Annotated in this window: 19 protein-coding genes; 4 read left to right on the top strand and 15 right to left on the bottom strand. The window is 64.0% G+C overall.

What is annotated here, in order from left to right; all coding sequences use genetic code 11:
• Positions 1-14 precede the first annotated feature (14 nt).
• Both D6Z43_RS23165 and D6Z43_RS27985 read left to right on the top strand, forming a co-directional pair.
• Complete coding sequence (locus D6Z43_RS23165) at positions 15-2813, top strand: RHS repeat-associated core domain-containing protein (protein WP_120654359.1); 2799 nt, start codon at positions 15-17, stop codon at positions 2811-2813.
• Complete coding sequence (locus D6Z43_RS27985; protein WP_162945869.1) at positions 2810-3499, top strand: hypothetical protein; 690 nt, start codon at positions 2810-2812, stop codon at positions 3497-3499. Before D6Z43_RS23165 ends, D6Z43_RS27985 begins: the two co-directional genes overlap by 4 nt.
• Before the next feature lie 411 nt (positions 3500-3910).
• Here D6Z43_RS27985 and selB read toward each other — a convergent pair whose 3' ends face one another.
• From selB to D6Z43_RS23120, 8 genes are all read right to left on the bottom strand, one after another.
• Positions 3911-5824: a selenocysteine-specific translation elongation factor gene (gene selB, locus D6Z43_RS23160; RefSeq protein ID WP_120654358.1), complete on the bottom strand. Its 1914-nt coding sequence runs from the start codon at positions 5822-5824 to the stop codon at positions 3911-3913.
• A complete protein-coding gene (gene selA, locus D6Z43_RS23155) occupies positions 5821-7227 on the bottom strand; it encodes an L-seryl-tRNA(Sec) selenium transferase (RefSeq protein WP_120654357.1) in 1407 nt (468 codons plus the stop codon). The genes selB and selA overlap by 4 nt, the downstream gene beginning before the upstream one ends.
• A 48-nt stretch (positions 7228-7275) precedes the next feature.
• Positions 7276-8205 carry a formate dehydrogenase accessory protein FdhE gene (gene fdhE, locus D6Z43_RS23150; RefSeq protein ID WP_120654356.1) on the bottom strand — a complete coding sequence of 310 codons (930 nt, stop codon included), beginning with the start codon at positions 8203-8205 and terminating at the stop codon, positions 7276-7278.
• A gap of 127 nt (positions 8206-8332) precedes the next feature.
• Positions 8333-8965 carry a formate dehydrogenase subunit gamma gene (locus tag D6Z43_RS23145; RefSeq protein ID WP_120654355.1) on the bottom strand — a complete coding sequence of 211 codons (633 nt, stop codon included), beginning with the start codon at positions 8963-8965 and terminating at the stop codon, positions 8333-8335.
• A gap of 85 nt (positions 8966-9050) precedes the next feature.
• Entirely contained in the window at positions 9051-9977 is a 927-nt protein-coding gene (gene fdxH / locus D6Z43_RS23140; RefSeq protein WP_120654354.1) for a formate dehydrogenase subunit beta, read from the bottom strand.
• 11 nt (positions 9978-9988) lie between these two features.
• On the bottom strand, positions 9989-13063 hold the full coding sequence (fdnG, locus tag D6Z43_RS23135) for a formate dehydrogenase-N subunit alpha (RefSeq protein WP_162945868.1): 3075 nt from the start codon (positions 13061-13063) through the stop codon (positions 9989-9991).
• 130 nt (positions 13064-13193) lie between these two features.
• The gene (locus D6Z43_RS23125) at positions 13194-15965 is read right to left on the bottom strand and encodes an ATP-binding protein (protein WP_256660910.1); all 2772 of its coding nucleotides are present in this window, start codon (positions 15963-15965) and stop codon (positions 13194-13196) included.
• A gap of 8 nt (positions 15966-15973) precedes the next feature.
• Positions 15974-16429 carry a TadE/TadG family type IV pilus assembly protein gene (locus D6Z43_RS23120; protein ID WP_120654351.1) on the bottom strand — a complete coding sequence of 152 codons (456 nt, stop codon included), beginning with the start codon at positions 16427-16429 and terminating at the stop codon, positions 15974-15976.
• 113 nt (positions 16430-16542) lie between these two features.
• Between D6Z43_RS23120 and D6Z43_RS23115 the strand changes: the two genes are divergently transcribed.
• Entirely contained in the window at positions 16543-17007 is a 465-nt protein-coding gene (locus tag D6Z43_RS23115; RefSeq protein ID WP_120654350.1) for a prepilin peptidase, read from the top strand.
• A gap of 132 nt (positions 17008-17139) precedes the next feature.
• Positions 17140-17892, top strand: coding sequence for a response regulator transcription factor (locus tag D6Z43_RS23110; protein WP_120654349.1), 753 nt, complete (start codon positions 17140-17142; stop codon positions 17890-17892).
• Between the two features lie 213 nt (positions 17893-18105).
• Here the strand turns inward: D6Z43_RS23110 and D6Z43_RS23105 are convergent, their stop codons facing one another.
• Genes D6Z43_RS23105 through D6Z43_RS23075 form a run of 7 tightly spaced genes read right to left on the bottom strand, consistent with a single transcriptional unit; the run spans position 18106 to position 25055 of the window.
• Complete coding sequence (locus D6Z43_RS23105) at positions 18106-19806, bottom strand: TadG family pilus assembly protein (RefSeq protein WP_120654348.1); 1701 nt, start codon at positions 19804-19806, stop codon at positions 18106-18108.
• An 8-nt stretch (positions 19807-19814) separates the two neighbouring features.
• Positions 19815-20090: a DUF3613 domain-containing protein gene (locus D6Z43_RS23100; RefSeq protein WP_120654347.1), complete on the bottom strand. Its 276-nt coding sequence runs from the start codon at positions 20088-20090 to the stop codon at positions 19815-19817.
• Positions 20087-20836, bottom strand: a complete 750-nt coding sequence (locus D6Z43_RS23095) for a tetratricopeptide repeat protein (RefSeq protein ID WP_256660909.1) — start codon at positions 20834-20836, stop codon at positions 20087-20089. Before D6Z43_RS23095 ends, D6Z43_RS23100 begins: the two co-directional genes overlap by 4 nt.
• The gene (locus tag D6Z43_RS23090; RefSeq protein WP_120654345.1) at positions 20833-21735 is read right to left on the bottom strand and encodes a type II secretion system F family protein; all 903 of its coding nucleotides are present in this window, start codon (positions 21733-21735) and stop codon (positions 20833-20835) included. The genes D6Z43_RS23095 and D6Z43_RS23090 overlap by 4 nt, the downstream gene beginning before the upstream one ends.
• A gap of 1 nt (position 21736) precedes the next feature.
• The gene (locus D6Z43_RS23085) at positions 21737-22621 is read right to left on the bottom strand and encodes a type II secretion system F family protein (protein WP_120654344.1); all 885 of its coding nucleotides are present in this window, start codon (positions 22619-22621) and stop codon (positions 21737-21739) included.
• Positions 22618-23889 (bottom strand): CpaF family protein, encoded by a 1272-nt coding sequence (locus tag D6Z43_RS23080; protein ID WP_120654343.1) that lies wholly within the window; start codon positions 23887-23889, stop codon positions 22618-22620. Before D6Z43_RS23080 ends, D6Z43_RS23085 begins: the two co-directional genes overlap by 4 nt.
• The gene (locus tag D6Z43_RS23075) at positions 23886-25055 is read right to left on the bottom strand and encodes a pilus assembly protein (protein WP_120654342.1); all 1170 of its coding nucleotides are present in this window, start codon (positions 25053-25055) and stop codon (positions 23886-23888) included. Before D6Z43_RS23075 ends, D6Z43_RS23080 begins: the two co-directional genes overlap by 4 nt.
• Positions 25056-25059: the final 4 nt, after the last annotated feature.

Here is a 25059-nt window from a genome sequence, read left to right as displayed (position 1 = left end):
GAGGGAACTGAACCATGTACCCAGCGCTTTCCCGCACCCTGCTGGCGGCGGCATTGATTACTGTCACTGGTCTGTCAGCTCAAGCGGCCTCCCGCAGTTGGAGCTACACCTACACCGCCCAAGGCTTATTGGAATCAGCCAATGGGCCGCGTACGGATGTGGCCGACGTCACCCAGTACGCCTATGACGCCCAGGGCAACTTGACCCAGGTGACCAACGCCCTGGGCCATATCACCCAGCTCTCGAACTTCGATGCCCAAGGGCACCCGCAGACCATCACCGATGCCAATGGCGTGGTCACCACACTGACCTACAGCTGGCAAGGTTGGCTGACCTCAATCAGCACGGCCGGCAGCACCACCAGTTTCGAGCACAACGCGGTGGGCCAGATCATCAAGCTCACCCGTGGCGACGGCAGCTGGTTGGCCTACACCTACGACGGCGCACGCCGCCTGACCGCTATCAGCAACAACCTCGGCGAACAGGTCGAGTACGACCTGGATGCCATGGGGAATCGCACCGCGCAACGGATCAAGGACCCGTCGAACAACCTCACCCAACAGCAGCAGTGGGTGTATGACGAACTGGGCCGACTGTTGCGTGCAGTAGGGGCGGCAGGGCAGACCAGCCGTTACCAGTACGACCTGAATAACAACCCGACCGGTCACACCAATCCGCGCAACTTCAGCCATACCAGCAGCTTCGATGCCCTGGACCGTTTGATCAGCAGCGCCGACCCGCTGAACGGGGTCACGACCCTGGGCTACGACGCCCAGGACAACCTCACCGAGGTCAAGGACCCGCGCGGCGCCACCACCCGCTACGTCTACGACGGCCTGGGCAATCTGACTCAGCAGATCAGCCCGGACAGCGGCACCACGACCTACGAGCATGACGCCGCCGGCAACGTGACCCAGCGTACCGATGCCCGTGGCCTGGTCACCACCTACAGCTACGACGCGTTGAATCGCCTGACCGGCCGCCAGTACCCGGCCAAACCGGCGCTCAATGTGCAGTACCACTACGACATGACCGCCGACGGCAACTACGGCATCAGTCGCCTCACCGCGGTGCAGGATGCCAGCGGCGTGCTCGGCTATCACTACGATGCCCAGGGCAATCTCACCGAACAGATTCGCTCGGTGGCGGTGAATGGCGTGGACCAGTACGAAAGCCTGGGCTTCGCGTACGACGGCGCCCGCCAGCTCAGCCAGATTGACTACCCGGTGGGCTTCAGCGTGCTCTACGAGCGCAATGCCGCCGGCCAGGTCAGCGAGGTGCAGTTGGTGGTGGGCACCAACCCGCCCGCCACCTTTGCCAGCAACCTGAGCTACCTGCCGTTTGGCCCGCTGAAGAGCCTGAGCTGGGCCAACGGCGTCAGCCTCAGCCGTAGCTACGACCAGGACTACCGCCTGACCGACCAGACGGTCGCCGGCTGGAGCAGCCAGTACGGCTATGACGCCAACAGCAACATCACCCAGCTGACCAGCAGCCTGCTCGGCACCCTCAACTACAGCTACGACGCCCTTGGCCGCCTAATCACGGAACAGCACCCCAGTCGTGAGCAGACCTACAGCTACGATGCCGTGGGTAACCGCACCGGCAAATCGACCACGCCGATTGTCGATGGCGTGCCGCAAAGCACCTCCACCCTCACCTACCAGTACGCGGCCACCAGCAACCGCCTGATCCAGGTCGGCGACAGCCCGGTCGAGAGTGATGCCGCCGGCAACCTCACCCAGGACCGCGCCGACCGCCAGATGGTCTATGACGAGCAGAACCGTCTGGTGGCAGTGAAGTTCGGCGGTGCCGTCGTGGCGGAGTACCGCTACAACGCCCTCGGCCAGCGCACCCACAAACTCGCCCCGCAGGGCACGACCACCTTCCTATATGGGCCGGATGGCCAGTTGCTCGGTGAGCAGCAGTTCGATTACCTGGGCAAGAAGACCCGTGGCCAGTACTACCTGTGGTTGGATCGTCTACCGCTGGGCGGAGTGACGGTGACCTATGACGGTCTCGGCGCCATCGCCAGCAGCACGCCGTTCTACCTACACAGCGATCACCTGAATACACCGCGACTGGCGACAGACAGCAATCAGCAGAGCGTGTGGCAGTGGACAGGCGATGCTTTTGGTGTGGGACTGGGCAGCGGTAGCCTGGTCCTGAACCTGCGCTTCCCCGGACAGTACTACGATCAGGAGAGCGGACTGCACTACAACTACTTCCGCGATTACGACCCGCAGACCGGGCGCTATGTCGAGAGTGATCCGATTGGACTGAAGGGAGGATTGAATACCTATGGATACGTCATGGGGAACCCGCTTTCCTTCATAGATAAGCTAGGTTTGGCACCTGGTGATTTGTTTGCGTCTCCTGACGATGCAGCTGTAGATGCAGGTAACTACTCAAGGAGAAAGACAAACCAGTCGGTCGAATATGGGGGATGGATATTTAAAGAGAAAAATTGCTGGACATACAATCTCGTAGAAGGAACGGCCGAGACCTCAAGCAATCCAGCAAGCGTCCCAGGTGACGCCCTCCAAAAAGCTCAAAAAAACAATGCAGATCTGATATGGCACACTCATCCCAATGGTGGAAATCCATACCATGACGAGAATTTCTCAGAAAACGATTTAAATACCGCAGACGGGGTATCTGCGAGCGGCGCCACAGGTCCGAAATACGGAATATATCTAAACACGCCCGGAGGCACGAACCAATTTTATGATGGTAGAACCAACGACCCCACAATAAAAAGCAGATACTTACCTCGCCACGGGAGCACTCCTAATAAATGCGGATGCCAGCCATGAAAAGCTCACTCAACACCTTAGCATTCCTTCTCCTCTTGACCGGAAGCACGGTAAATGCCCAGGATTTTCTAGCACCTCACAACCTAACGTTAGGAGTCACTGGCCAGTACAATGAAAAGCTAAAGACTGTGTTCAGCGACGCATACTCCAAAGAGTCAACAGCACAAGTCATGATTCGGAGCAACTCGCCAGAGAAAGTAATATATATAAGAGAGACCGAGGGCGGGCCAGAACTATTGACTGCGACGGCATCGACGAGGATTTATGACATTGATGTCAAAGAGCACTGGAAAGAGATAGAGCGAGACCGAGGAGTTAAGATAAATGGGATTGAAAAGCTGCAATCATTGGGAGAAATAAAAGACGTAACAGTCGCATCAAAGAAACGCAACATTAGTCCAGCTCTCTATACCAAACTGAAAGACCTATGGCAGCAAGAATTGATGCACGTAAGGCGAGATTCAGCAGGGAGAGCAAACCTGACTCTTGATGGCGCAACTTATGACTATTCAATGCGCATCTCCCGCGCTGTATTTATAAGCGGAACCGCATCAGACGGTGCGAGCCCAAGGCTTGACAAGCTAGCATCGATTTCCAAAGACCTCAGTCTATTAGTGGATGGAGAAAAATCAGAGAATGAAATACTCCATGACATTTCTATCTTTAATCAGATGCCAACCAAATAAGAACAGCTTAATTTATCAAAAACACAGATAAGTGTTGGGTCTAGCGCCATGGCACCCTTAATGTCATAGCGCTGGACCTGTATCTGCTGAATCGCCCCACCTTCTCCGTCGTTCAGCTCGATCATCTAGGCGGCCACTGCCGTATCGCTTTTCCAGCAGGCTGTTCACCCCTTTCCGGTTTCGGGTATCACCCTGGGCCGGCACGGCGTTCAGGTTGGGGCAGCGCCTGCAGATCGAAGAGCCGAACTGTCGAAAAAGTGTCGAACTCAGTGAGACCTTAAGCGCCATTTCGGACCGTAGCAGTGGAGCTGAACCCAGCAATCACGCCGCTTTGCTCTCTACTACCACGCAAGAACTAGGGTTTGAAGCCCGGCCACGCCACCGGGCGTGCTTGCCTTCCATGACTCGTGTTCAGGGGCCGGACGCTTGGGCTAGCGCAGAGTCTTCCCTGATCTTGCGTTGGTCGCCGATGCGGCGGGTGAAGCCGATGCGGTCGAAGTATTCCAGTAACTGGATGCTGCGCTTGCGGCCGATGGCGAGATGGTCGCGCCAGACAGCGGCTTTGATGCTGCCGCTTTCATCCTGTAGTTGCCGGGCCAGTGTAGCCAGTTGGCGGATAGTCGTGTCCGGGTAGAACAGGTCTTTCACCACCTGATGCAGCAGGCCGAGGCGGGCGAGTTTGCGTTCCAACAGGCGCATGGCGCCCTCCTCAACCGCCAGCTCCTTGGCCAGGTCGCGAACCCAGGGCGGGTCGTATCGACCGGCCTCCAGCAGCGGCCAGATGCGCAGGCGCAAGGCCTCGTCGGCTTCGTTCAACTGCACGCGGTGGTCCGGCAGGTGCAGCCAGGCGCCGCTGGCTTGCACGGCGCCGCTGGCGAGGTACTGCTCGAGCAGGGCGATGAAGACGGGTCGTTCCAGTTCAGGCAGGGCGTAGCGGCGCAAACGGTCGCGGTCGGGGCCGAGCTCATCGGGGAGTTCGGCGTGGAAGCGGGCCAGGCCGTCGAGCAGTTGCTGTTCCAGCGCTTGCCAACGTTGTTTGGCGAACAGTCGCAGGCCGATGCGGGTGGGGATTTCTACCGCGTCGGCGGGCAGCGCCCAGCCGACGCGGGGGTGGTTGAACTGCCGCTCCAGCAACTGCGGGTCGAGGCCATTGCTGGCCGTGCTGAGCAAGGCCGGCAAGGCGGCTTCCAGGCCGTCTCCGCGCAGCGCTTGCAGTTGGGCCAGTCGCTCGGGCGTGCGCCGATTGCGCGCAGGTGCGAAGGGGTCGAGCACACGGCCGCCGCCGAGGGTGCGCTGGGCGGACTGGTCACGCAGCACCAGACGGTCGCCGTGTACCGCATGGGCCGGCGCATTCAGCAGCAGTTGGGCGAAACTGCTGCGGCCGGGGGCAAGGCTGGTGCCCTCCAACAACGCCACGCGACCGGTGACGTCCTGAGCGCCCAGGTGAATGTGCACCGGCGTCCAGTGGGCGAGGTCGTGGGGCTCACTGGGCAGCAGGCGCAGGTCGATATCCACACGCGTGGTGGGCGCCAGCAGGGCCGGGGCCAGTAGCCAGTCGCCGCGATGAATCTGTTCCAGGTTCAGGCGGTCGCCCGTGATGTTGAGGGCCACGCGCTGCCCCGCCTGGACCTCTTGTACTTGCTGGTTGCGTGCGTGCAGGCCGCGTACGCGCAACGTTCGGCCAGAAGGGCTGAGGACCAGCTCATCCCCTACCTTCACTCGCCCGGCAAAGGCTGTACCGGTGGCCACCACACCCGCACCGGAGACGCTGAAGGCGCGGTCGATTGGCAGGCGGAAATATCCGTCAGTGCCGCCCCCGGTGCTGCGCGCCGCTTCCGCCAACAGCGCCTGGCGCAGCGTGTCGATCCCCTGTCCGCCAAGGCTGTCCACCGGAAAGATTTCAGCACCTGCCAATGGCCCCGGCGCCAGCAGCTCCGTGACCTCGGCTCGTACCTGGCCCACACGTTTGGCATCGACACGGTCGAGCTTGGTCAGCGCCACAACGGCCCTACGGACACCCAGCAGTTCGGCAATGGCAAGGTGTTCACGGGTCTGCGGCATCACTCCGTCGTCGGCGGCCACGACCAGCAGCAACAGGTCGATGCCACAGGCGCCGGCCAGCATGTTGTGGATGAAACGTTCGTGGCCAGGCACGTCGATGAAGGCAGTAGGTTGGCCGTCACCGAGGTCCGCATGCAGGTAGCCAAGGTCAATGGTGATGCCGCGCTCGCGCTCGGCCGGACGGCGGTCACCTTCCAGGCCGGTTAGGGCCTTGAGGAGTGCTGTCTTGCCGTGATCGATATGGCCTGCGGTGCCGACTATCACTCAACGGCCCCCTGCAGTTGCGGCAGTTGAGCGAGGAAGGCGGGTTCATCGTCGAGCTGGCGCAGGTCGAGCCAGAGGGCATCGTCGTCGAGGCGACCGATCACCGGGATGGGCAAGGTGCGCAGGTTTTCTTCCAGCAAGCGCAGCGCTCGGCCGCGCAGGCGCTTGGGTTGTTGTGGGCGCAGGCAGAGGGCTGCGCTGGGCAAGCGTGCTACCGGCTGCGCACCGCTACCGATCATCCCGAGTGCCGGCACCGCGCTTACCAGCCAGCCAGCCCCAAGTTGCGCAGCCACCTGTGGCGCAAGGCGCTCGGCCTGAATCTGGATGTCCTGTTGCGAGCGGCTTAGCAGGCGCAGGGTGGTGAGGCGCTCGGCCAGGCGTTCCGGATCGCGATACAGGCCAAGCACGGCCTCGAGGGCAGCGAGGGTCAGCTTGTCCACGCGCAGGGCGCGCTTGAGAGGATTCTTCTTGATTCGCCCGATCAGCTCCTTGCTGCCGAGGATCAGTCCTGCCTGAGGGCCGCCGAGCAGTTTGTCGCCACTGAAGGTGACGATGTCAGCGCCGTCTCGCAGGGCCTCTTGCACAGTGGGTTCCTTGGGCAGGCCCCAGCGGGTGAGGTCCACCAGCGTACCGCTCCCGAGGTCTTCCAGCAGGGGCAGGCCATGGGCGTGGGCGATGGTCGCCAGCTCTGCCGTGGGTACGCTGGCGGTGAAGCCTTGCACGCTGTAGTTGCTGGTGTGCACGCGCATGAGCAGGCCGGTGCGCGGGCTGATGACGGCCTGGTAGTCCTTGGCGTGGGTGCGGTTGGTGGTGCCCACTTCGACGAGTTTCACACCGGCGCGGGCCATGATGTCAGGAATGCGGAATGCGCCACCGATCTCGATCAGTTCGCCTCGGGAAATCACCCCTTCCTTGCGTGCGCCCAGGCTATTCAGCGCCAGTAGCACCGCCGCGGCGTTGTTGTTGACCACGGTGACTGCCTCAGCACCCGTGAGCTCGCGGACCAGGCCGGTGATGAGGTCGTCGCGGTCGCCGCGTTTACCACTGGCGAGATCGAACTCCAGGTTGAGCGGGTAGCGTGCCGCCAAGGTGATGGCTTCGATGGCTTCATCCGGCAGCAGGGCGCGGCCGAGGTTGGTGTGCAGCACGGTACCGGTGAGGTTGAACACTCGCCGCACCCGGCTGGAGTGGGCGGCGGCAAGGCGCTCGCCAGCACGACCGGCGAGTACGGCATCGGTCAGTTCGATGGCGGCGAGCTGGCCATGACGCGCCGGCTCGCGCAATTCGTCGAGCAGGTTACGCAGGGTCTTGAGCAGGGCCTCACGGCCGTAACGGCGTTGCAGAGGGGCGCAGGCCGGGCTGCGCAGCAGGCGGTCGACAGAAGGCAAGCGAGCGGTCGACATGGGCATTCCTTAGCGCGGGGCATTGGGTCCGTGCTTGAGTCTAGGTGCTTATTCCGATCCAGGGGCCAGCAGGAGGTTGGGCGCGCGGCGCAGATAGCCTTCTTCGCTCAGGCGCACATCGAGGTCGAGACTCGCCAGGTCGTCGGCCTGCGCCTCGGCCTCAGCGTCGAACTCCAGGTAGCACTGTTTGAGGTAACCCTGGCAGCTGGGGCAAGCCTCGGCACGGATGGGCGCCTGTTCGCCCTTCACATCGTCGCGTTCGAGGGAGAGATGGGCGAGGTGCTTGCTCTCCTGGCAATGGCTGCACTTCAGGCGCACGTAGTGCCATTCGCAGGAGCACAGCGAACAGGCCAGGTAGCGCAGGCCGTTGTGCTTGCCGCGATGACGGATCATGCCGCTGACCGGGGGCGAACCGCAGGCCGGGCACAGGACCTTGGCGTCGTTCTCGACAATGGAACCGTCGGGCAGGGCCAGCAGCCAGTGACTGAAGGCGACTTGCAGGGCAGCACCGACAAAGGGGGCGATGGCAGGCGGCAGCAAGTCGAACTGTCCGCTGAGCAGGCCCACTCCCCAGGTTTTGCGTTGGGCAGCATCAGCTTCGCGCAACTGTCGCAAGGCATCGGCGACGGCCGCGTTGGCCGGTGCCGGGAAGCGCTCCAGCAAGGCATCGAGCACGGAAAGCCAGCCATCGGCACGCACCAGCGCCTCGAAGGCGATGGGCGGCATGCCGTGTTCAAGACTGCGGGCCAGGGCTTCGGGAGCCGGGCCGGGCAGTGGCGGCGGGTTGTCCAGCACCCTTTGCTGGGCATCGCAGAGTGCAGCCACCAGCAGCAGGTAGCCGGCAAGTGGATGGCCTTCGGCGAGCTGACGCAGGCGTGCCGCGCGTACGTGGAACAGGTCGCGTCCGGGCAGGTGGAGAAAGGGTGGGATGTTGGCGGCGGCCTCGATCTGGCCGGGCTCGAGTATCTGGCCTGACACGCAGGACTCCTTCAGTGACTGCTTGCGGCTTGTGTAGGGTGGGTGGAGCAACGCGATACCCACCATTTGCGCCTAATTGATGGACATCGCTGCGCTCCACCCATCCTACGAACCTGGTCTGGATCGGTCAGTGCTTGCCGCCCTCACCCTTGGTCACTTCCTTGTACCAGGCGCCATGGTGCTTGCGGGCCCAGCCCTTGCTGACCCAACCGTGGAGCATGGCGCTGATGGAACCCTTGATCCAGATACCTGCATAGATGTGCACGATGATGCTGAGAATCAGCACCCAGGCGGCAAAGGCGTGCAGCAGTGCGGCGAGACGGATGAGGTCGATGCCGAACAGATGGCTGAAGTACTGCCGCCAGATCACCACGCCCGTGGCCAGCAGCACCAGCATGCTGAGCAGCAGCACCCAGAACAGCAACTTCTGACCGGCGTTGTAGCGGCCGACTTCAGGCAGCTTGTCTTCGCGGTTGTTCACCACGTCCTTCCATTGCTTCAGCCATTGGCTATCGGATTTCGCCCAACGGTTGTGGTGGGCGAAGCGCATGGCCAGCCAGATGAAGAAGAGGAACATGGCAACACCGAGGAACGGGTGCAGGATGCGCGTCCAGGGGCCGCCGCCAAAGAAGCTGGTCAGCCAGAAGAGGGCTGGATGGAACAGCGCCAGGCCGGACAATCCGGCGAGGAAGAACAGGATGGCCACCGCCCAGTGATTGCTGCGCTCGGAGGGGGTGTAGCGTTCGATGTCTTTGTTCATATCGGGCTCCGTAACTGGGATCGAGTCCTGCCACCCTCTCCCCAGCCCTCTCCCTGAAGGGAGAGGGGGTTGTCCTGTGCCGCGTTCATTTCGGTGCCTTGGGATCGAAGCTGTGCACCGAAGGGTCGACCTTGTGGACTGCCGAATCACCCCGAGGGGCTTCGTCTTCCTCGACCTTGTTCGGGCCGACCCGCACGTAGTGGAAGAAGCCGAACAACGCCACTACGCCCATTGCCAACAAACCAAGGGGTTTGGTCACGCCTTTCCACAGGCTGACCATCGGGCTGATGGCCGGGTCGTTCGGCAGGCCGGCGTAGAGCGACGGCTGGTCGGCGTGGTGCAGCACGTACATGACGTGGGTGCCGCCGACGCCCTGCGGGTCATACAGCCCGGCGTTCTCGAAACCGCGGGACTTGAGGTCGACAATGCGCTCGGCGGCGTGCTCCTTCATGTCTTCCTTGCTGCCGAAGACGATGGCGCCGGTCGGGCAGGTTTTCACGCAGGCCGGCTCCAGGCCCACGGATACACGGTCGGAACACAGGGTGCATTTGTAGGCCTTGTGGTCCTTCTGCGAGATGCGAGGAATGTTGAACGGGCAACCGGTGATGCAGTAACCGCAGCCGATGCACTTGTCCTGGTTGAAGTCGACGATGCCGTTGGCGTACTTCACAATGGCGCCGGGGCTCGGGCAGGCCGCGAGGCAGCCCGGTTCGTCGCAGTGCATGCAGCCGTCCTTGCGGATCAGCCACTCCAGGTTGCCGGCCTCGGTCTCATGCTCGGTGAAGCGCATCAGGGTCCAGGTGTTGGCCGTGAGGTCTGCCGGGTTGTCGTAGGTGCCGTGGTTCTGGCCGACCTCGTCACGCAGATCGTTCCATTCCGAGCACGCCACCTGGCAGGCCTTGCAGCCGATGCACTTGGAGACGTCGATGAGCTTGGCCACCTCGTCCATCTGGCGCACGGATGGCATGGGCGTGGTGGTGGCGGAGCGGGCGATGATGTCTTGTGATGCCATGGCTCAGCTCCTCATGCCTTTTCCACTTTCACCAGGAACGACTTGAACTCCGGTGTCTGCGTATTGCCGTCGCCGACGAAGGGAGTAAGCGTATTGGTGATGTAGCCGGGGCGCGCCACACCGGAGAAGCCCCAATGCAGCGGAATGCCGACCTGGTGCACGGTCTTGCCGTCCACGGTCAGCGGTTTCAGGCGCTTGGTCACCACGGCCACGGCCTTGATGAAGCCGCGGTTGGAGGAGACCTTGACCCGATCACCCGCCGCGATGCCCAGTTCCTTGGCCAGCACTTCGCTGATCTCGACGAACTGCTCGGGCTGGGTAATAGCGTTCAGCCGGCAGTGCTTGGTCCAGAAGTGGAAGTGCTCGGTGAGGCGGTAGGTGGTGGCGGCGATGGGGAAGTCAGCCGCCTTGCCGAACGCTTCCCAGTCACCCTTGAACACCCTGGCTGCCGGGTTGCTGGTGACCTTGGCGTGTTCCGGGTGCAAGGGGTTGCGCCCGATGGGGGTCTCGAAGGGTTCGTAGTGCTCGGGGAACGGGCCTTCGTTCATCTTGTCGAGGGCGAAGAAACGCGCCACGCCTTCGGGGTTCATGATGAACGGGCTCATGCCCGCTTCGGGCGCGACGTCAGCCTTGTAGTCCGGCACATCGGTGCCGGTCCAGACCTTGCCGTTCCACCACACCAGGCGTTTCTTCTCCGGGTTCCACGGCTTGCCGGAGGGGTCGGCCGAGGCACGGTTGTAGAGGATGCGCCGGTTCGCCGGCCAGGCCCAGGCCCAGCCGAGGGTCTGCCCCATGGCGTAGGGATCGGCATTGTCGCGGCGAGCCATCTGGTTACCGGCAGCGGTCCAGCAGCCAGCGAAGATCCAGCAGCCACTGGCGGTACTGCCGTCGTCGCGCAGTACGGCAAAGCCCGGCACTTGTTCGCCGGCCTTGAGCAGCACCGCTCCGGTGGCCGGGTCGGTGAGGTCGGCCAGGGCCTTGCCGTTGAACTCGCGAGCAATCTCATCCGGCCCTGGTTCATCCGGCCGCAGGTAGTTCCAGTCCAGCCCCAGGATCGGGTCAGGGAAGGCGCCGCCGTCTTTCGTGTAGGCCGAGCGCAGTCGATGCAACAGGCCGCCCATGATGGCGATGTCGGTACGTGCCTGCCCCGGTGGTTCGGCACCCTTCCAGTGCCACTGCAGCCAGCGACCGCTGTTGACCAGGGAGCCGTCTTCCTCGGCGAAGCAGGTGACGGGCAGGCGGAACACCGTGGTCTGGATGTTGGCGGTATCGACGTCGTTGAACTCGCCGGCGTTGCGCCAGAACTCAGAAGTCTCGGTGGCCAGCGGGTCCATGACCACCAGGTACTTCAGCTTGCTGAGGCTTTCGGTGACCTTGGCCTTGTTGGGGAACGAGCCGATCGGGTTGAAACCCTGGCAGAAGTAACCGTTCACCTTGCCCTGGTGCATCAGGTCGAAGTAGCGCAGCACGTCATAGGCCGGCACATCCAGCTTCGGCAGCCAGTCATAGCACCAGTTGTTCTCGGCAGTGGCCGACTTGCCGAACCAGGACTTCATCAGGCTGACGTGGAACTTGCCGTAGTTCTGCCAGTAGGACATCTGCCCCGGTCGCACCGGCTTGGCCGCGCGCTTGTCGATGTAGGCGGCATAGTCCTGCTCGGCATCTGCCGGCAGGGTCAGGTAACCCGGCAGGGAGTTGGAGAGCAGGCCAAGGTCGGTCAGCCCCTGGATGTTGGAGTGGCCACGCAGGGCGTTCATGCCGCCGCCGGGCATGCCGATATTGCCCAGCAGGAGCTGCACCATGGCGCCGGTGCGGATCATCTGCGAGCCCACCGAGTGCTGGGTCCAGCCCAGGGCATACATGATGGTCATGGTCTTGCGCGGGTCGGAGGTCTCCGCGACCTGACTCCAGACCTTTTCCAGTTGTTCCTTCGGCGTGCCGCAGATGCTGCTGACAAGGTCCAGCGTGTAGCGGCTGTAGTGCTGCTTCATCAACTGGAACACGCAGCGCGGGTCCTGCAGGGTCATGTCGGCGCGGACGTAGCCGTCCTCACCCTTGGCGTAGCTCCAGGTGGACTTGTCGGGGTAGGCGCGCTTGGCTTCGTCGTAGCCGCTGAACAGGCCGTCCTGGAAGGTGAAGCCGTCGTTCACGATGAAGGGCGCGTCGGTGTAGTTGCGCACGTACTCGTGCTGGATCTTGTCCTGGCTGATCAGGTAGTTGATCAGTCCACCGAGGAAGGCGATATCGGTGCCAGTGCGGATCGGCGCGTAGTAGTCGGCAACGGAGGCCGAACGGGTGAAGCGCGGATCGACCACGATCAACCGGGCGTTGTTGTGCGCCTTGGCTTCGGTGACCCACTTGAATCCACAAGGGTGGGCTTCGGCGGCGTTGCCACCCATGATCAGCACCAGATCGGCATTCTTGATGTCGGTCCAGTGGTTCGTCATGGCTCCACGGCCAAACGTCGGGGCAAGACCTGCCACCGTCGGGCCATGTCAGACACGCGCTTGGTTATCGAACCCCAGCATGCCAAGGGAACGCACCACCTTGTGGGTGATGTAACCGGCCTCGTTGGAGGACGCCGACGCCGCGAGGAAGCCCGTGGTCAGCCAGCGGTTCACCGTCTGGCCCTGGTCGTTCTTCTCGACGAAGTTGGCGTCGCGGTCGGCCTTCATCAGCTTGGCGATGCGATCGAGGGCGTCATCCCACTCGATGCGCTTCCACTCGCTGGAGCCGGGCTCGCGAATCTCCGGGTACTTGAGTCGGTTGGGGCTGTGGACGAAGTCCAGCAGACCGGCGCCCTTCGGGCAGAGGGTTCCACGGTTCACCGGGTGATCCGCATCGCCTTCGATATGGATGATGTTCTGCGCGACGTTTTTCGCCGCGTCGCCCTGGCTGTACATGATCAGGCCGCAGCCGACCGAGCAGTATGGGCAGGTGTTGCGCGTCTCGACAGTGCGCGCCAGTTTGAAATGGCGCACCTGGTCGGCGAAAGCTTCCGGGGGCGCTACCCCCAGAGCCGCCAGGCTCGATCCTCCAAGGCCCACGGCACAGACCTTGAAGAACTGACGACGATTCATGTCCATCGTGTTCTCCCTCATCAGGCAGACGGTGCCTGCTAAATCGCCAGGCATATCCAATGAAAGGGTAGTCAGGTTCGGAGGTAATGCCACAGGGGCGACCAGGTCGGGATGTCGCATCGGGCCAGGCCAGTTGCTAACCGGCGACCACTGTGCCGCCTTCGACCAGGCGGGCATCCCCCGCTGATGCCTCGAGCAACGGCAGTGCGATACGGAAACAGGCCCCCTCGGCAGCATTCTCGACGCTGAGGCGTCCGCCCATCTGCTGGACGATGCCGTAGCTCACCGACAACCCAAGGCCAGTGCCCTTGCCCACCGGCTTGGTGGTGAAGAAGGGTTCGAAGATCTTCTCCAGCAAGCGCGGGTCGATTCCCCCGCCATTGTCCTCCACGCGCAGTTCCACCCAGGCACCGCGAGGCTCCAGCCCGACGATGATGGCCGGAGTGAAGTCCGGCTCCTTTTCCTTCTTGCTCAGCATCGCGTCGCGGGCATTGACCATGAGGTTGATCAGGACCTGTTCAAGCTGGTCGGCAAATCCGCGCACGGCGAAGCTTTGTTCGCCCAGGACGAGACGCACGTCCACGCCCTTGCCACGTAGCCCGTCGGAGAGCAGCGACAAGGCTCCCTCGACCGCCTGGCGTGGATCGAACAGCTGCTGCTCCACGTCCGAGCGTCGGCCGAAGACGCGCATGTGGTCGACGATGCGCGCCGCGCGCTGCACCTGGGCCTCGATGCGCAGCAACTTGTCGCGCAGGTAATCCACCTGCACCTCGTCGCTGGCCAGACGCTTGAGCACATTGGCCACCGCCATGCGCATCACGTTCAGGGGCTGGTTCATCTCATGGGCAAGGCCGGTAGCCATCTCGCCCAGAGTGGCCATCTTGGCGCCCTGGTAGAGCTGCTGCTGGGCCTTGCGCACCTCGGTGTTGTCGCGCCCAACCGCCTGAACTTCCAGAAGGCGGCCATGCTCGTCGAATACGCCACGGTCTGCCCAGATCCACCAGGCGTGCTCGCGGCCGGGCAACTGCAGGCAGATTTCGGCGGTGCTCACCGGCTGCTCCGGCGTGAGGCCGATCAGCCGCTCCTGGAAGGTCTGGCGCTGCTCGTCGGAGAGCCAGGCGCCGAGGTTGGTGCCAGCCACATCCTCCGGTCGACATTCCAGGTAGTCCGCCAGCGGCCGGTTGGCGAAGCGCAGCACCAGGTCGGGGGTGTAGCGACAGATCATCGCTGGCGAATCCTCCACCAGGATGCGATAGCGCTCCTCGCTCTCGCGCACTCGCTCGGCGGCCAGGGTGGCTTCCGTCACGTCCAGCCAGATGCCTACCGCCTCCAGGGGCTGGCCCAGTTCGTTGCGCAGCAGGCGGGCTTCGTCCAGCAGCCAGTGGTAGTTGCCCTGGCGGTCACGCAGGCGGTAGCGGCAGCTGACCTGACCCTCGCGCAGCAGGTTGCGGGTGCGGGTAAAGAAAATCTCGTGATCTTCCGGGTGGACACGTTCGGCCAGCCCTCCCTGCTGCAGCTCCGCCAGGGACCAGCCGAGCATTGGGCCCAGGCTGTCGCTGCAGAACTCCGGCAACAGTGCACCGTCGTCGTAACGCTGCACGTAGGTAACCGCTGGGGCACTGGCGATCAGGTTGCGCAGGCGTGCATGGGCGGCCGCCGCGCTGGCTTCCTGTGCCTTGATGTCACTGATGTCGAGCAAGAATCCGAACACCCGTGGCTGGGACGCCGGACCTTGTACCCGGGCCTGGAGCCGATGCCAGATCGCGCCCTCCTGCGCGCCCGGCATGTACAGGCGCACGCATTGGGTGAATCCCTGGCCATTCAGCTCGCTGGCGCGCAGCCGAGCGCGGAACTCGTCGCGGTCGGCCGGGTGGACCCGCTGCAACCAGTTTTCCAGTGGCAGCCGGTCCTGGTCGTCTGCCTGCCAGGCCCGCGCCAGCGCGGGTGCCAGCAATACCTCCCTGGAGGCGGGCAAGTACTCCCACCAGCCCGCGCCCAGCAGCCCTTGCAATGCATCCAGACGCCCCCCCTCGTGACGCTGGCTCTGCTCCCGCAGCCGCGTCAGCAGGGAGCCGGCGAGCTGCGCACAGATCTGCTGCCATTCGGCGTCGCCCAAGGCAGCATGGGGATCGGGTTCGAACGGTGCACAGAATAACCAGGCGCTGACACCGGTGAGTTCCACATAGGGCACCAGATAGGCCGGACCATCGCCCAGCAACGCGAATAGCCGCGGATGCTGCGACAGCTGGGACCAGTTCCAGCGTTGCGGGGCACGACCATGCAGATCGGCAAGTTCCTGCCCCAAACGCTGCCCTTCCTGCCAGAGGCCGGGCGCCCCGTGGCTGCGGTATTGGGCGTAAACCTGCCAGCCTTGCCCGCCCGGCAGGTACAACGCCAGTGCCATGCAGGGTACCCGCCAGCGCAAGGCGATCGCTTCCAGCAGCTCGTTGGCAACCTGCGGCAGCATGGCCGGGCTGGCCAGGCGCAGGTGCTCCGCTGCTTGCCCGGCATGGAGCAGCGCCTGTCGGCGCAGATCACCCGATTGCTGGTGCCGAATCAGGTCGCTGATATCCAGGGCCTGCAGCAGCCAGCCGTCACGGGTGGCGGTAAGCCAGCCGCGAGCGTGCAGCAAATGGCCGTCAGTGCAGATGAAATCCAGGTCGAGGCAATCGCTGCCCCATTGGTCCGGCGCCCCCTGCAACAGCGCTGCGCAGTGGCCACTGACGAAGCTCGAAAGCGGTAGGCTCTGGCCGCTGGCCGAACGGCCGAGACGCAATCCCAGGGCCCCGGCTATGCCCATTACTCGGCCCTGGGCGTCCAGCGCCAGCAGCAGGCTGGATGGGGTGCTGCGGGCCGCCTGGATCAAGGCCTGACTCGATGAGCCCAACTGTTCTGCCACGGTATCCATGCCCAGCCTCACGGATTCTGTACCCGAAGGCTGGACTGTGCCGCCAGCTCGGCCGGCAGGCGCGGCACCCGCCCGATCCCCGGCAGCACCAGGAAAGGCACGACCGGCCGGGTCTCATAGGGATAGGCAATGCGCACGGTAAGCACACCGCCGCTGAGGGTGACCGCCGGCGCTGGCAGGTTGCCGCGTACGCTGGCCGGCAACCAGGCGAGCTTCTGGGAGACCGCGGTATTGGCCTCGGCGGTGGCCAGCGTGAGGAAGTTAGTGGACTCGGGGTTGATCGAAACAGCACGGCGCACGGCATCGGCCGAGGCTTCATTGAAGGACTGCAGCATCAACAGCGGCAGGCAATAGCTGACCACGCCGTAGAAGATTGCGAAGAAGATGACGAAAACCAGGGAAAACTCGATCGCGGCAGCACCCTTCTGCTGCCTGGCGAAGCGCGGCGCAACCCCTTTTCTCATTGAAACCTTCCTGACTGGCGGCCGCACTGCGGCAGAAATACTCAGCTGCCTTCCAAAGAATCGGCTACACAGTGAGCAGCATAGAAGGACTTTTCGGACGCAACGGAAATTTCATGTCGGCCCTCCCCGTGCTTTTCTGGATCGCCCTTTGCGCCTTGCAGGACATCCGACAGCGGCGCATTTCCAACTGGCTCACCTTCGGCGGCAGCGCTGTCGCCCTGCTCTACCTGCTGCTGCGCGGAGAGACCCTGCTGGGCGCGACACCGAGCCAGGCCCTCGCTGCTGCCGGCCTTGCCCTGCTACTGACCCTGCCCGGCTGGTGGCTTGGCAAGCTGGGGGCCGCCGACGTGAAACTGCTGGTGGGCATCGCATTGTGCAGCAACAGCCTGTTCACCCTGTATTGCCTGGTCGGTGCCGGCCTTGCCTATCTATCCTGGGCCACCCTCTCGCGCCCGCTCTGGCCAGCGCTGCCCACGAGCTTTCGCCAGACACTCGCCCAGATCGCTCCGGAGCGCGTCCACCGCTACCCGTATGGCCCTTTCCTGTTTGCCGGCAGCCTGATGGCATTTTTTGTCTGACAAACAGCACAGCGGTGATATGAAAGTGCTATATCTTTCGTAAAGTGCTGCACCACCGTTCCAAATCCCGCGTGCCGGGTTGGGGGAGCGCAGGCATCAATGGCCCGTATCGCTCGCATTGGAAGGCTGAACATGGATTCTCAACCTTGCACCCTGCTCGTCGTGGACGACGATGAAGCCATAGTCGTCGAACTCCAGGAATTCCTCGAAAGTTGCGGTTACCGCTGTGTCGGCTGCACTTCCAGCCTCGACGCCCTCCGGCGATTTCATGAAGATCTAGACATCGGCATCCTGCTCTGCGACCTGCACATGCCGGAGCTGGATGGCATCGCCCTGGTCCAGGAAATAGAGCGTCAGAGCGCCAGCCGCGCCTTCGAAGCCATCATATTCACCGGCCAGGCCGAGCCTCGAGATGTGATAGAGGCGATGCGCGCCGGCGTCGCCGACTACTACCAGAAGCCCATCGATCCGGAGCACGTACTGCGCGCCGTACGCCGTCTGGAAGAACGCCTGCAACAGCGTCGCCACGACAACATGGAACTCGCCCTGCTGAACAGCAAGCTGCGCACCCTCGCAGAATCCATCGACGAGCTGTACCACGACATCAACAAACGCCGCCGCGGCCCCGTCGATCACAGCCCGCAGCCCTTGGAGTTCCAGGGCGTACAACCTCCGTTCGACAAACTCTCGCCGCGCCAGCTCGAAGTGGCCAAGCTCGTGGGCAAGGGCATGACCAACTACCAGACAGCCTGCGAACTGGGGCTGACGGAAAACACCGTGAAACTCTATGTGTCGCAGATCCTGCGGCTGACCCATATGCACAACCGCACCCAGCTCGCCCTGGCCATGGCGCCGCCAGCGCGGCGGCCGCAGATGGCGCATTGAGAGCTTGCGAGGAGACTTCGTGTCAGCTCCCGGGAAGGTAGGGCTGTTGGCTGGCCATCCCAATCGGGCACTGATCCTGTAGGGGCGAATTCATTCGCCAAGGAAGCCGAAGGTCTCCCCCCGCGCCCCGGCATCGCCCCGCGCCCTCAACCCAACCCTCTCGCAGAGAGAGGGGGCCGACGGTGGTAGACCGCGACCTGCCCTCATCTCGACTCAGAGCATCAACTGCGGCGCCGGGGTATCCAGGTCGAGCAGACGCACGTCGACATAGCCAAGCTCAATGCCGAGCAGCTTCAGGACAGGTTCCAGTACGACCTGGCCGAGAGAAGCGATCAGCGGCGTCAGCGTCGGAATCAAGGCATTCAGCGTCGGGGTGAGCAGGTAGCAAAGCAGTCCACATCCATTGAGCAGTTCGACATCCATGCTGCTGCTCAGCTGCGAAACGCCTTGGGAGAGTGATCCTGCAGCCGGTGAGGCTACTCGCTGCAGTTGAGGCAGCGGCTGGCTGGGCGTCACCGAGAAGTCCACGGGCGTCTGTTGTCCGGGGGCTATGTTGGCGGCTCCAGAGATGGACAGCAGGGTGCTGGGCAAAAGTGGAATATTGAGATTCACCCCCACGGGATTCACAGTCGGATTCGCGCCGCTGATCTGGCTGTAGCGCCCGAGCCTCAAGTCGGCGACTCCCGGCTTCGCCAGGATGGAAACCTGGCGGCTACCGGGCAGGATGCTTCCGCAGTCGATGGACTGAAGCGCAGCCCAGCCCTGGGCCACAGTCAGGCTCAGGGCGAGGTCCACCTCTGCCGCCACGACATTCACCTTCCCGCCCACTTCCAACCTTATCTGTGCCGTTTTCGCTTGCGTGCGCCAGTTCCCGTTTGCGTCGGTGCCGGGCAGCCCCACAGCCAGCTTTGGCGGTTCAATGACATAAAGCTTCAAGCCGAGATTGGCCAATCCCAGGTTCACCCCCAACGCCACATCCACCGCATGCGCCTTGTTGGCCAGAAACGCCAGGGCCGTGACGAGATCGAGGACGCTGAGATCGGTACGCAGCGCCTGCTGGCCACCGTTGACGGGTGTCACCACATCGAGGATGTCCGCCAGCTTCACCTCGGTGGCGCCGAGGGTCACATTCGTCAGGCTGTTCAGGCCGCTGCGCACGTCCACCGCCAGGGTTTCGCGGGCATTGGCGGCAGCGACCGTGGCGTCCAGCACCTGGTCGAGGGTCATACGGCTGTCCAGAAGTTGCTCCACATCGCCAGCGGAAAGGTCCACCTGCGCGGCCGACGGCAGATTGCGGTTGAGTTCCAGCAGATTCAGGCGAGCATTGGCCAGGCCCTGATAGGCGACGGCATCGAGGCTCAGGGTAGTGCCGAGCATTCCGCCCAGCAGCGAGTTGAGTACCGATGACTGCTGGCTGTCGAGGGAAGCCAGACCACTGCCCAGCGAAAAGGCGGCCAGGGCCGGACGCTGCGCGACAGCCTCGGCCTGGAGTATCAGGCGCTCCCCCCAGAGCCCACCCAGCACCAGGCTGGCCGGCACATCTTCAGTTGCGAGCACACGCACGGCTTCGGCACGGGATGCCGACGCCGTGAACACCCTGCGCTCCTCTGTGCCATTGAGGGTGACGTAGCCGAGGCCAACGCTGTTCTGACCTGCCCCCAGATTGCCGGCGTAGCCATGCCGCGCCGCAGCGGTGTTGGCCAGGGCCAGCACGTCGGAGGCCGCGGTAGTGCCGCAGAGTCCGGACCGTGAGGCGCTCTCCATGGCGGCCATATCCGCCACCCGCTGCAGTTTGCGCGTCTCGAAGTACAACCGCCCGGCATCGACGGTGAGAGCCAGCAGCATCATTGCCATCAGCAAGGTCGCAGTCGCCATCAGGCCAATGGCGCCGCGCTGTCGATGAAGGCTGCGCATGCCTGGCCTCACTGGTTCGACGAGCCGCTCTCCACGGTCATGCCGCTGCCGTAGTAGCGCTCGGGAATGGCGTATTTGAAGCTGTCCAGCCAGCGCTGGTTGGCCAGTTCACGCTCCGTGGCGCTGGCCGCCTGCGCATGGCGCGAGGCCTGGCTACCTTCACGCTGGATACTCAGCCACTGATCGCTGAGCCGCTGGCGTTCATGCCGCGCGTGGCGGGCATCTTCCGCCGCCTGCAAGCCAGCGCCGGCCCCCATGAGCAGGATTGCGATCCAGACTTTCATTGCCCCACCTCCTCGCCCGCAATAGGCCCGGACTTGTCTGCCTCGGCCAGCAGCGGTGCGTCAGCCGCTGCTGGTCGCGTCGCCAGCGGAGCCGACAGCCCCTGCTGCTTCATCTGCCGCGCACGCTCTTCGGCCTGGCGCACCAGATCGGCCGGCAAGTGCAAGCGCGATACCAGTTCCGCCGCCTGCTGGTACTCCTCCTGATAGAAGAACAGTGACAGCAGGTTCTGCGCGGGCAGTGGGTCGTCCTGGCTCAGTTCCAGGGCGGTCAGGAACTCGAATCGGGCATCCTCCACCCGCCCGTCCCGCAGCAGCACCAGCCCCAGGTCGTTGCGGACCCGGGGATCGGTGGGCGACAGACGCAGGGCTTCGCGCAACTGGTCCAGGGCTTCGCGCTGGTTGCCGCCGGCCGCCGCCAACTGACCCAGGCCATGGTGTCCCTCGGCCTCCAGACAGGTGTCCAACAGACTGCGATAGAGCGGCTCCGCTTCGCTGCGCCGCAGGCTGCGGTAGATACGGGCCTGGCGCAGACGCACCTCCGCCAGGCTGGACGGCAAGGCCTGGAGGTGCGCCAGGGCGGCATGGGCGCGACCCTCGGCGGCCATGTCCTTGGCCAGGTTCAACGCCAGCTCCTGGTCCTGGGTCGGCTTGCCACAACCGCCCTGCGCCAACCAATCGACCTGGACGGGCGAATGGGCGCAGCCACCCAGCAGCCCAAGCGCGCACAGCACAAGCATCCTGTTCATCCGGCTCCCCCCATTGCGCGGCTGATCGCCATCATTCCCGGGCCGCCCAGCACGAGCAGCAAGGCCGGAAACAGCAGCGTCATCATCACGACCGTCATCTTCCCGGAGAGCTTGGAGATGTACTCCTGCATCCGCGTGAGGCGACGGTCGTCCAAGAGTCTTTTCAGTGCCAGCAGCGACGCCATCGCGCCCCCGCCCTGGCGCACCAGTTGTTCGAGGATGGTGAAGCTGTCAGTCAGCTCGTCCACTTCCAGCAGGCGCGCCAGCTTGTCGAGTTCCTCGCTCAGTTCCAGTCCAGAGTCCACATGCTGCAGCACGCCGCGCAGCTCGGCGGTCAGCAGGGGCATCAGGTCGCGACCGTCCTGGCTCAGCACCCGCAGCGCCTGCTCCACTGTGAGACCTGCCTCGAAGAGAATGCGGACCATGGGGATGAATACCGACAGTTCCTGTTGCAGGGCGCTCTGGCGGCGCAGCGCGACCATCGCCAACACGCGCTTGGGTAGCAGCACGCCGCAGCCGGCGGCAATGAAAGGTGCGAGCCAAGGATGCGCAGGCGGCTTGGCCAGCAGCGACTGCCACATCAGCGCGAGGCCCAGCAGCAGCAGCGGTGCAAGTAACTGGCACGCGAGGAACAGGGTGCGTCGGCTGGCGCGGCGCCAGCCAACACGGTTGAGCAGCACCTGAGTCTCGCTGTCCAGGCTGAGGTAACGACGTGCCAGGCGGCTGCCCCCCACGGCCCGGAGCATGCGTTGCCAGCGTTTGTCGGGCAGTTGTCCGGCAGCCTCGCTGCCCAGCAGCCGCTGGTAAACCCGCTGCTTGCGTTGCCGTTCACCTACAAGGCCCAGTGCCAGGGTGACTGCGGCCAGGCCCGTCAGGAGGGCGAACAACAAAAGCGCCATGTCACACGCTCCTCAACATGCGCCAGAGGATGAAACACCCCAGGACCTGCATGCCGAAGGCCGCCAGCAACATGCGCTGGCCACTGGCGTCCAGCCAGAGCCCCATCAGGTAGCCTGGATTGGCCGAGAGGATGTAGCCGGCCACGGACACCGGCAGCAGCGCCAGCACCAGGGCGGTGAAGCGGGTTTCGCCAGTCATGGCATGAAGTTGCCGGGCGATCTGCTCCCGCTCGTGGATGACCTTGATCAGGTTGCCCAGCAGTTCACTGGAGCTACCGCCGTAGCGGTGATTCACCCGTACGCCGAGGGCGAGGATACGCAGTTCCTCCTGTTCGAACAGGTCGCCCGCATCCTTCAGGGCGTCGGGCAGGCTGACACCCAGCTTCACATCCCTTGAGACCCGTGACAGCGCACCGTGCAGCGGCTCGGGAGAGGCATCGATGGCCCGTACCACGGCATCACCCAGCGTGCGCCCCGCGTGCAGGCTACGTACCACCTGGTCGAGCATCTGCGGCAACTGCTCCACCATGCGCCGCACTCGCCGCCCATAGCGCCAGCTCAGCCAGCCGCGCAAACCGAGCGGCAGCAGCAGCGCCACTGCGAGAGCGGCAACCCAGCCTGCAAGCAGAGCCGCCAGCATCTGGGCCGCCAGCCAGGTTGAAAGCAACAGGCCGATGCGTTCACGCGGCAGGCCAAGGCCCGCGCGCAGGAAGGCACGCTCCAGCCAGCCCGGTCGCGCAACGGCCGGGGCCGGCATTGCCAGGTCCTGCCCCAGGCGTTGCAACACGCGCTCTTCGCCGGACTGTCGCCAGCCCCGACGCGCCAGCGCCAACCCGAGGACCAGCAGCAGGCCGCCGAGCAGCCCTAGCAACAGCGGCCCGCTCATCGTCCACCTCCCACGGCCTGGCGCAGCTTCTCCCCGGCAGGATTGACCGCCTCGCTGATGAAGCGGCCACTGGCGCGGTCAAGACGGAACAGGCAGTTGGTCACGTAGACGTCGTCACGCACGCCCACCACCTCTACCACTTCGCTGACGCAGCGGCGGCCATTGGGCAGGCGGGTAAGCTGGATCACCAGGTCGAGGGCAGCGCAGATCATCTGCCGCAAGGTGCGCTCGGCCACCTGGCGACCTGTGAGTCCCACCAGGGTTTCCAGGCGCAGCAGCGAATCCAGCGCAGAGTTGGCGTGCACAGTACTCATGGAGCCGTCGTGGCCGGTGTTCATCGCCTGCAGCACGTCGAGCACTTCGACACCCCGGATTTCGCCGAGGATGATGCGGTCCGGGCGCATGCGCAGGGCGTTGCGAATCAGGTCGCTGGCCCCCACCTCGCCACGCCCCTCGGCATTCGGCGGGCGGGTTTCCAGGCGGACCACGTGGGGGTGGTTGAGTTGTAGTTCGGCAGTGTCTTCGATGGTGACCAGACGCTCGTGACTGTCGATCAACAGGCTCATGACATTGAGCAACGTGGTCTTGCCGGTTCCGGTGCCGCCGCTGACCAGGATGTTGCAGCGCTCGCCCACGGCGCGACGGATGAATTGCAGCATGGCTTCATCCAGGGACTGGTAGGCCAGCAGGTCGGAGCTTTGCAGCAGGTCCTTGCGGAATTTGCGCACCGAGATGCAGGGGCCGTCCAAGGCGATGGGCGGGATGATGGCGTTGACCCGGCTGCCATCCGGCAGACGTGCGTCGACCATAGGGCTGGATTCGTCGAGGCGCCGGCCGAGCGGCGCGAGGATGCGCTGGATCACCCGCAGCACGTGCTGGTCGTCGATGAAGCGCAGATCGCTCTGGTGCAGCACGCCCTCACGCTCGATGAAGATGCGGCACGGGCCGTTGACCAGAATCTCGGTGACGCCGGGGTCGCGTAGCAGCACCTCCAGCGGTCCGAAGCCGGTCAGTTCATCCACCAACTCTTCGGCCAGGCGCTCCATTTCGTAGCGCGACACCGCCAGGTGATGGCGGCCGACAAACTCCACCACCTTGTCGATGACGTACTGGGACACGGCTCCGCGTGCCCCTTCCAGGACGTTCACGCCATCGTCATCAATGGCGTCGATGATGTAGCGGTGCAGCACCAGCTTCAGGCCCTGCGGGTCGTTATGGCCTAGCTGGGTATAGCGGACAGCGCCGCCGAAGACACTTTCGCCGCTCATGTCCGGACGCTCCACAGCCGTTGCCAGGACCGAGTCCTGGGTTGCTCGATGCAGGCCAGCCGCTCGCCCAGCTCGCGCAGGCGTTGGCTGAGGCGCTCGCGGGGCGCCAGTTCGAACAGGCTGCGTCCCTGGTTCTTGGCGTTCATTCGCAATTCGGGGCTGTTGGGCAGGACCTCCGCCACCGGTAGGTTGAAGGAGCGGGCCAGCACTTCGGATTCAGGCGCCACGCCACGCAGGTGGCGGTCTACCAGTAATTGCGCATGCTCCAACTTCACTCCGGCGTCGCGCCAGCGGCCAAGCAATTCAATGTTGCGGCGGCAATCCGGCACGCTCTGGTCGGTGCACCAGAGCAACCGGTCAGCGTTTCCGACGAGAATGCGCAGGGCCTCGCTGTCAGGTTGCCCGACCAGGTTCACCACGATGTGCTGGAAGTGCTGGCGCAAGGTTCCGAGCAGCAGGTAGAGCTCAGCGGCGTTGATCCGCTCCAGTGTCTCGCCACCCGCCTCCTGCACCAGCAGCCGCAGACCATCGGAGTGGCTGCCGAAGGCGCTGTCGATGAGCGCGGTGTCCAGGCGACGCAAGTTGCGCAGCGCATCGGCAAAGTGGAAGGACGCCTCCAGCCCCAGCAGAGTCAGGCTGTCGCCCTGGGGTTGGCCAAGGTCAAGCAACAGGGTGCGCTGGCCACATTGATTGATGGCCAACGCCAGATGCGCCGAAAGCAGTGCCGCGTCGGCATCCTGCTGGCGGCTGAACAGGGCGGTGAGGCGCCCGGCGTTGTGGGTCGGCATGACGCTCGGCAGCCGCTGCACCAGGCGCCGCACCAATCCGGCGACTTCACTGGTACGCGCCCCGTAGGCCACGAAGTCGCGAGCGCCCGCTCGCATGGCGTTGAGCACCAACTGGTTGTCCAGGCCATCGCCCATGGCCACCACCGCCAGCATCGGCCGTGCGCTCAGGGCGCCTTCGATCAGGGAGGTCTGGGCAACCAGGTTGTCACGGTCCAGGCCGATGAACAGCAGGCTGGCGCCAGTGACCTCGATCAGCCCGAGCAATTCGTCAAGGGCACCACGGCCGGCGCTGAGTACCTGGCCTAGCGGCATCAGGGCACCCTGTAACCATTCCAGGTCGGCACTGTTGCGGGTGAACGCGAGGAAGGTCTGGCTCATGGTG

It is taken from the genome of Pseudomonas sp. DY-1, assembly GCF_003626975.1.
GTDB lineage: Bacteria > Pseudomonadota > Gammaproteobacteria > Pseudomonadales > Pseudomonadaceae > Metapseudomonas.
The sequence above is the reverse complement of the archived record's forward strand: the minus strand, read 5'-3'. Positions and strand labels throughout refer to the sequence as shown.

Coding starts and splice junctions, on each gene's coding strand:
- D6Z43_RS23165 (WP_120654359.1), top strand. CDS start 15: ATGTACCCAGCGCTTTCCCGCACCCTGCTGGCGGCGGCATTGATTACT.
- D6Z43_RS27985 (WP_162945869.1), top strand. CDS start 2,810: ATGAAAAGCTCACTCAACACCTTAGCATTCCTTCTCCTCTTGACCGGA.
- selA (WP_120654357.1), bottom strand. CDS start 7,227: ATGTCGACCGCTCGCTTGCCTTCTGTCGACCGCCTGCTGCGCAGCCCG.
- D6Z43_RS23145 (WP_120654355.1), bottom strand. CDS start 8,965: ATGAACAAAGACATCGAACGCTACACCCCCTCCGAGCGCAGCAATCAC.
- fdxH (WP_120654354.1), bottom strand. CDS start 9,977: ATGGCATCACAAGACATCATCGCCCGCTCCGCCACCACCACGCCCATG.
- D6Z43_RS23125 (WP_256660910.1), bottom strand. CDS start 15,965: ATGGATACCGTGGCAGAACAGTTGGGCTCATCGAGTCAGGCCTTGATC.
- D6Z43_RS23120 (WP_120654351.1), bottom strand. CDS start 16,429: ATGAGAAAAGGGGTTGCGCCGCGCTTCGCCAGGCAGCAGAAGGGTGCT.
- D6Z43_RS23115 (WP_120654350.1), top strand. CDS start 16,543: ATGTCGGCCCTCCCCGTGCTTTTCTGGATCGCCCTTTGCGCCTTGCAG.
- D6Z43_RS23110 (WP_120654349.1), top strand. CDS start 17,140: ATGGATTCTCAACCTTGCACCCTGCTCGTCGTGGACGACGATGAAGCC.
- D6Z43_RS23105 (WP_120654348.1), bottom strand. CDS start 19,806: ATGCGCAGCCTTCATCGACAGCGCGGCGCCATTGGCCTGATGGCGACT.
- D6Z43_RS23100 (WP_120654347.1), bottom strand. CDS start 20,090: ATGAAAGTCTGGATCGCAATCCTGCTCATGGGGGCCGGCGCTGGCTTG.
- D6Z43_RS23095 (WP_256660909.1), bottom strand. CDS start 20,836: ATGAACAGGATGCTTGTGCTGTGCGCGCTTGGGCTGCTGGGTGGCTGC.
- D6Z43_RS23090 (WP_120654345.1), bottom strand. CDS start 21,735: ATGGCGCTTTTGTTGTTCGCCCTCCTGACGGGCCTGGCCGCAGTCACC.
- D6Z43_RS23085 (WP_120654344.1), bottom strand. CDS start 22,621: ATGAGCGGGCCGCTGTTGCTAGGGCTGCTCGGCGGCCTGCTGCTGGTC.
- D6Z43_RS23080 (WP_120654343.1), bottom strand. CDS start 23,889: ATGAGCGGCGAAAGTGTCTTCGGCGGCGCTGTCCGCTATACCCAGCTA.
- D6Z43_RS23075 (WP_120654342.1), bottom strand. CDS start 25,055: ATGAGCCAGACCTTCCTCGCGTTCACCCGCAACAGTGCCGACCTGGAA.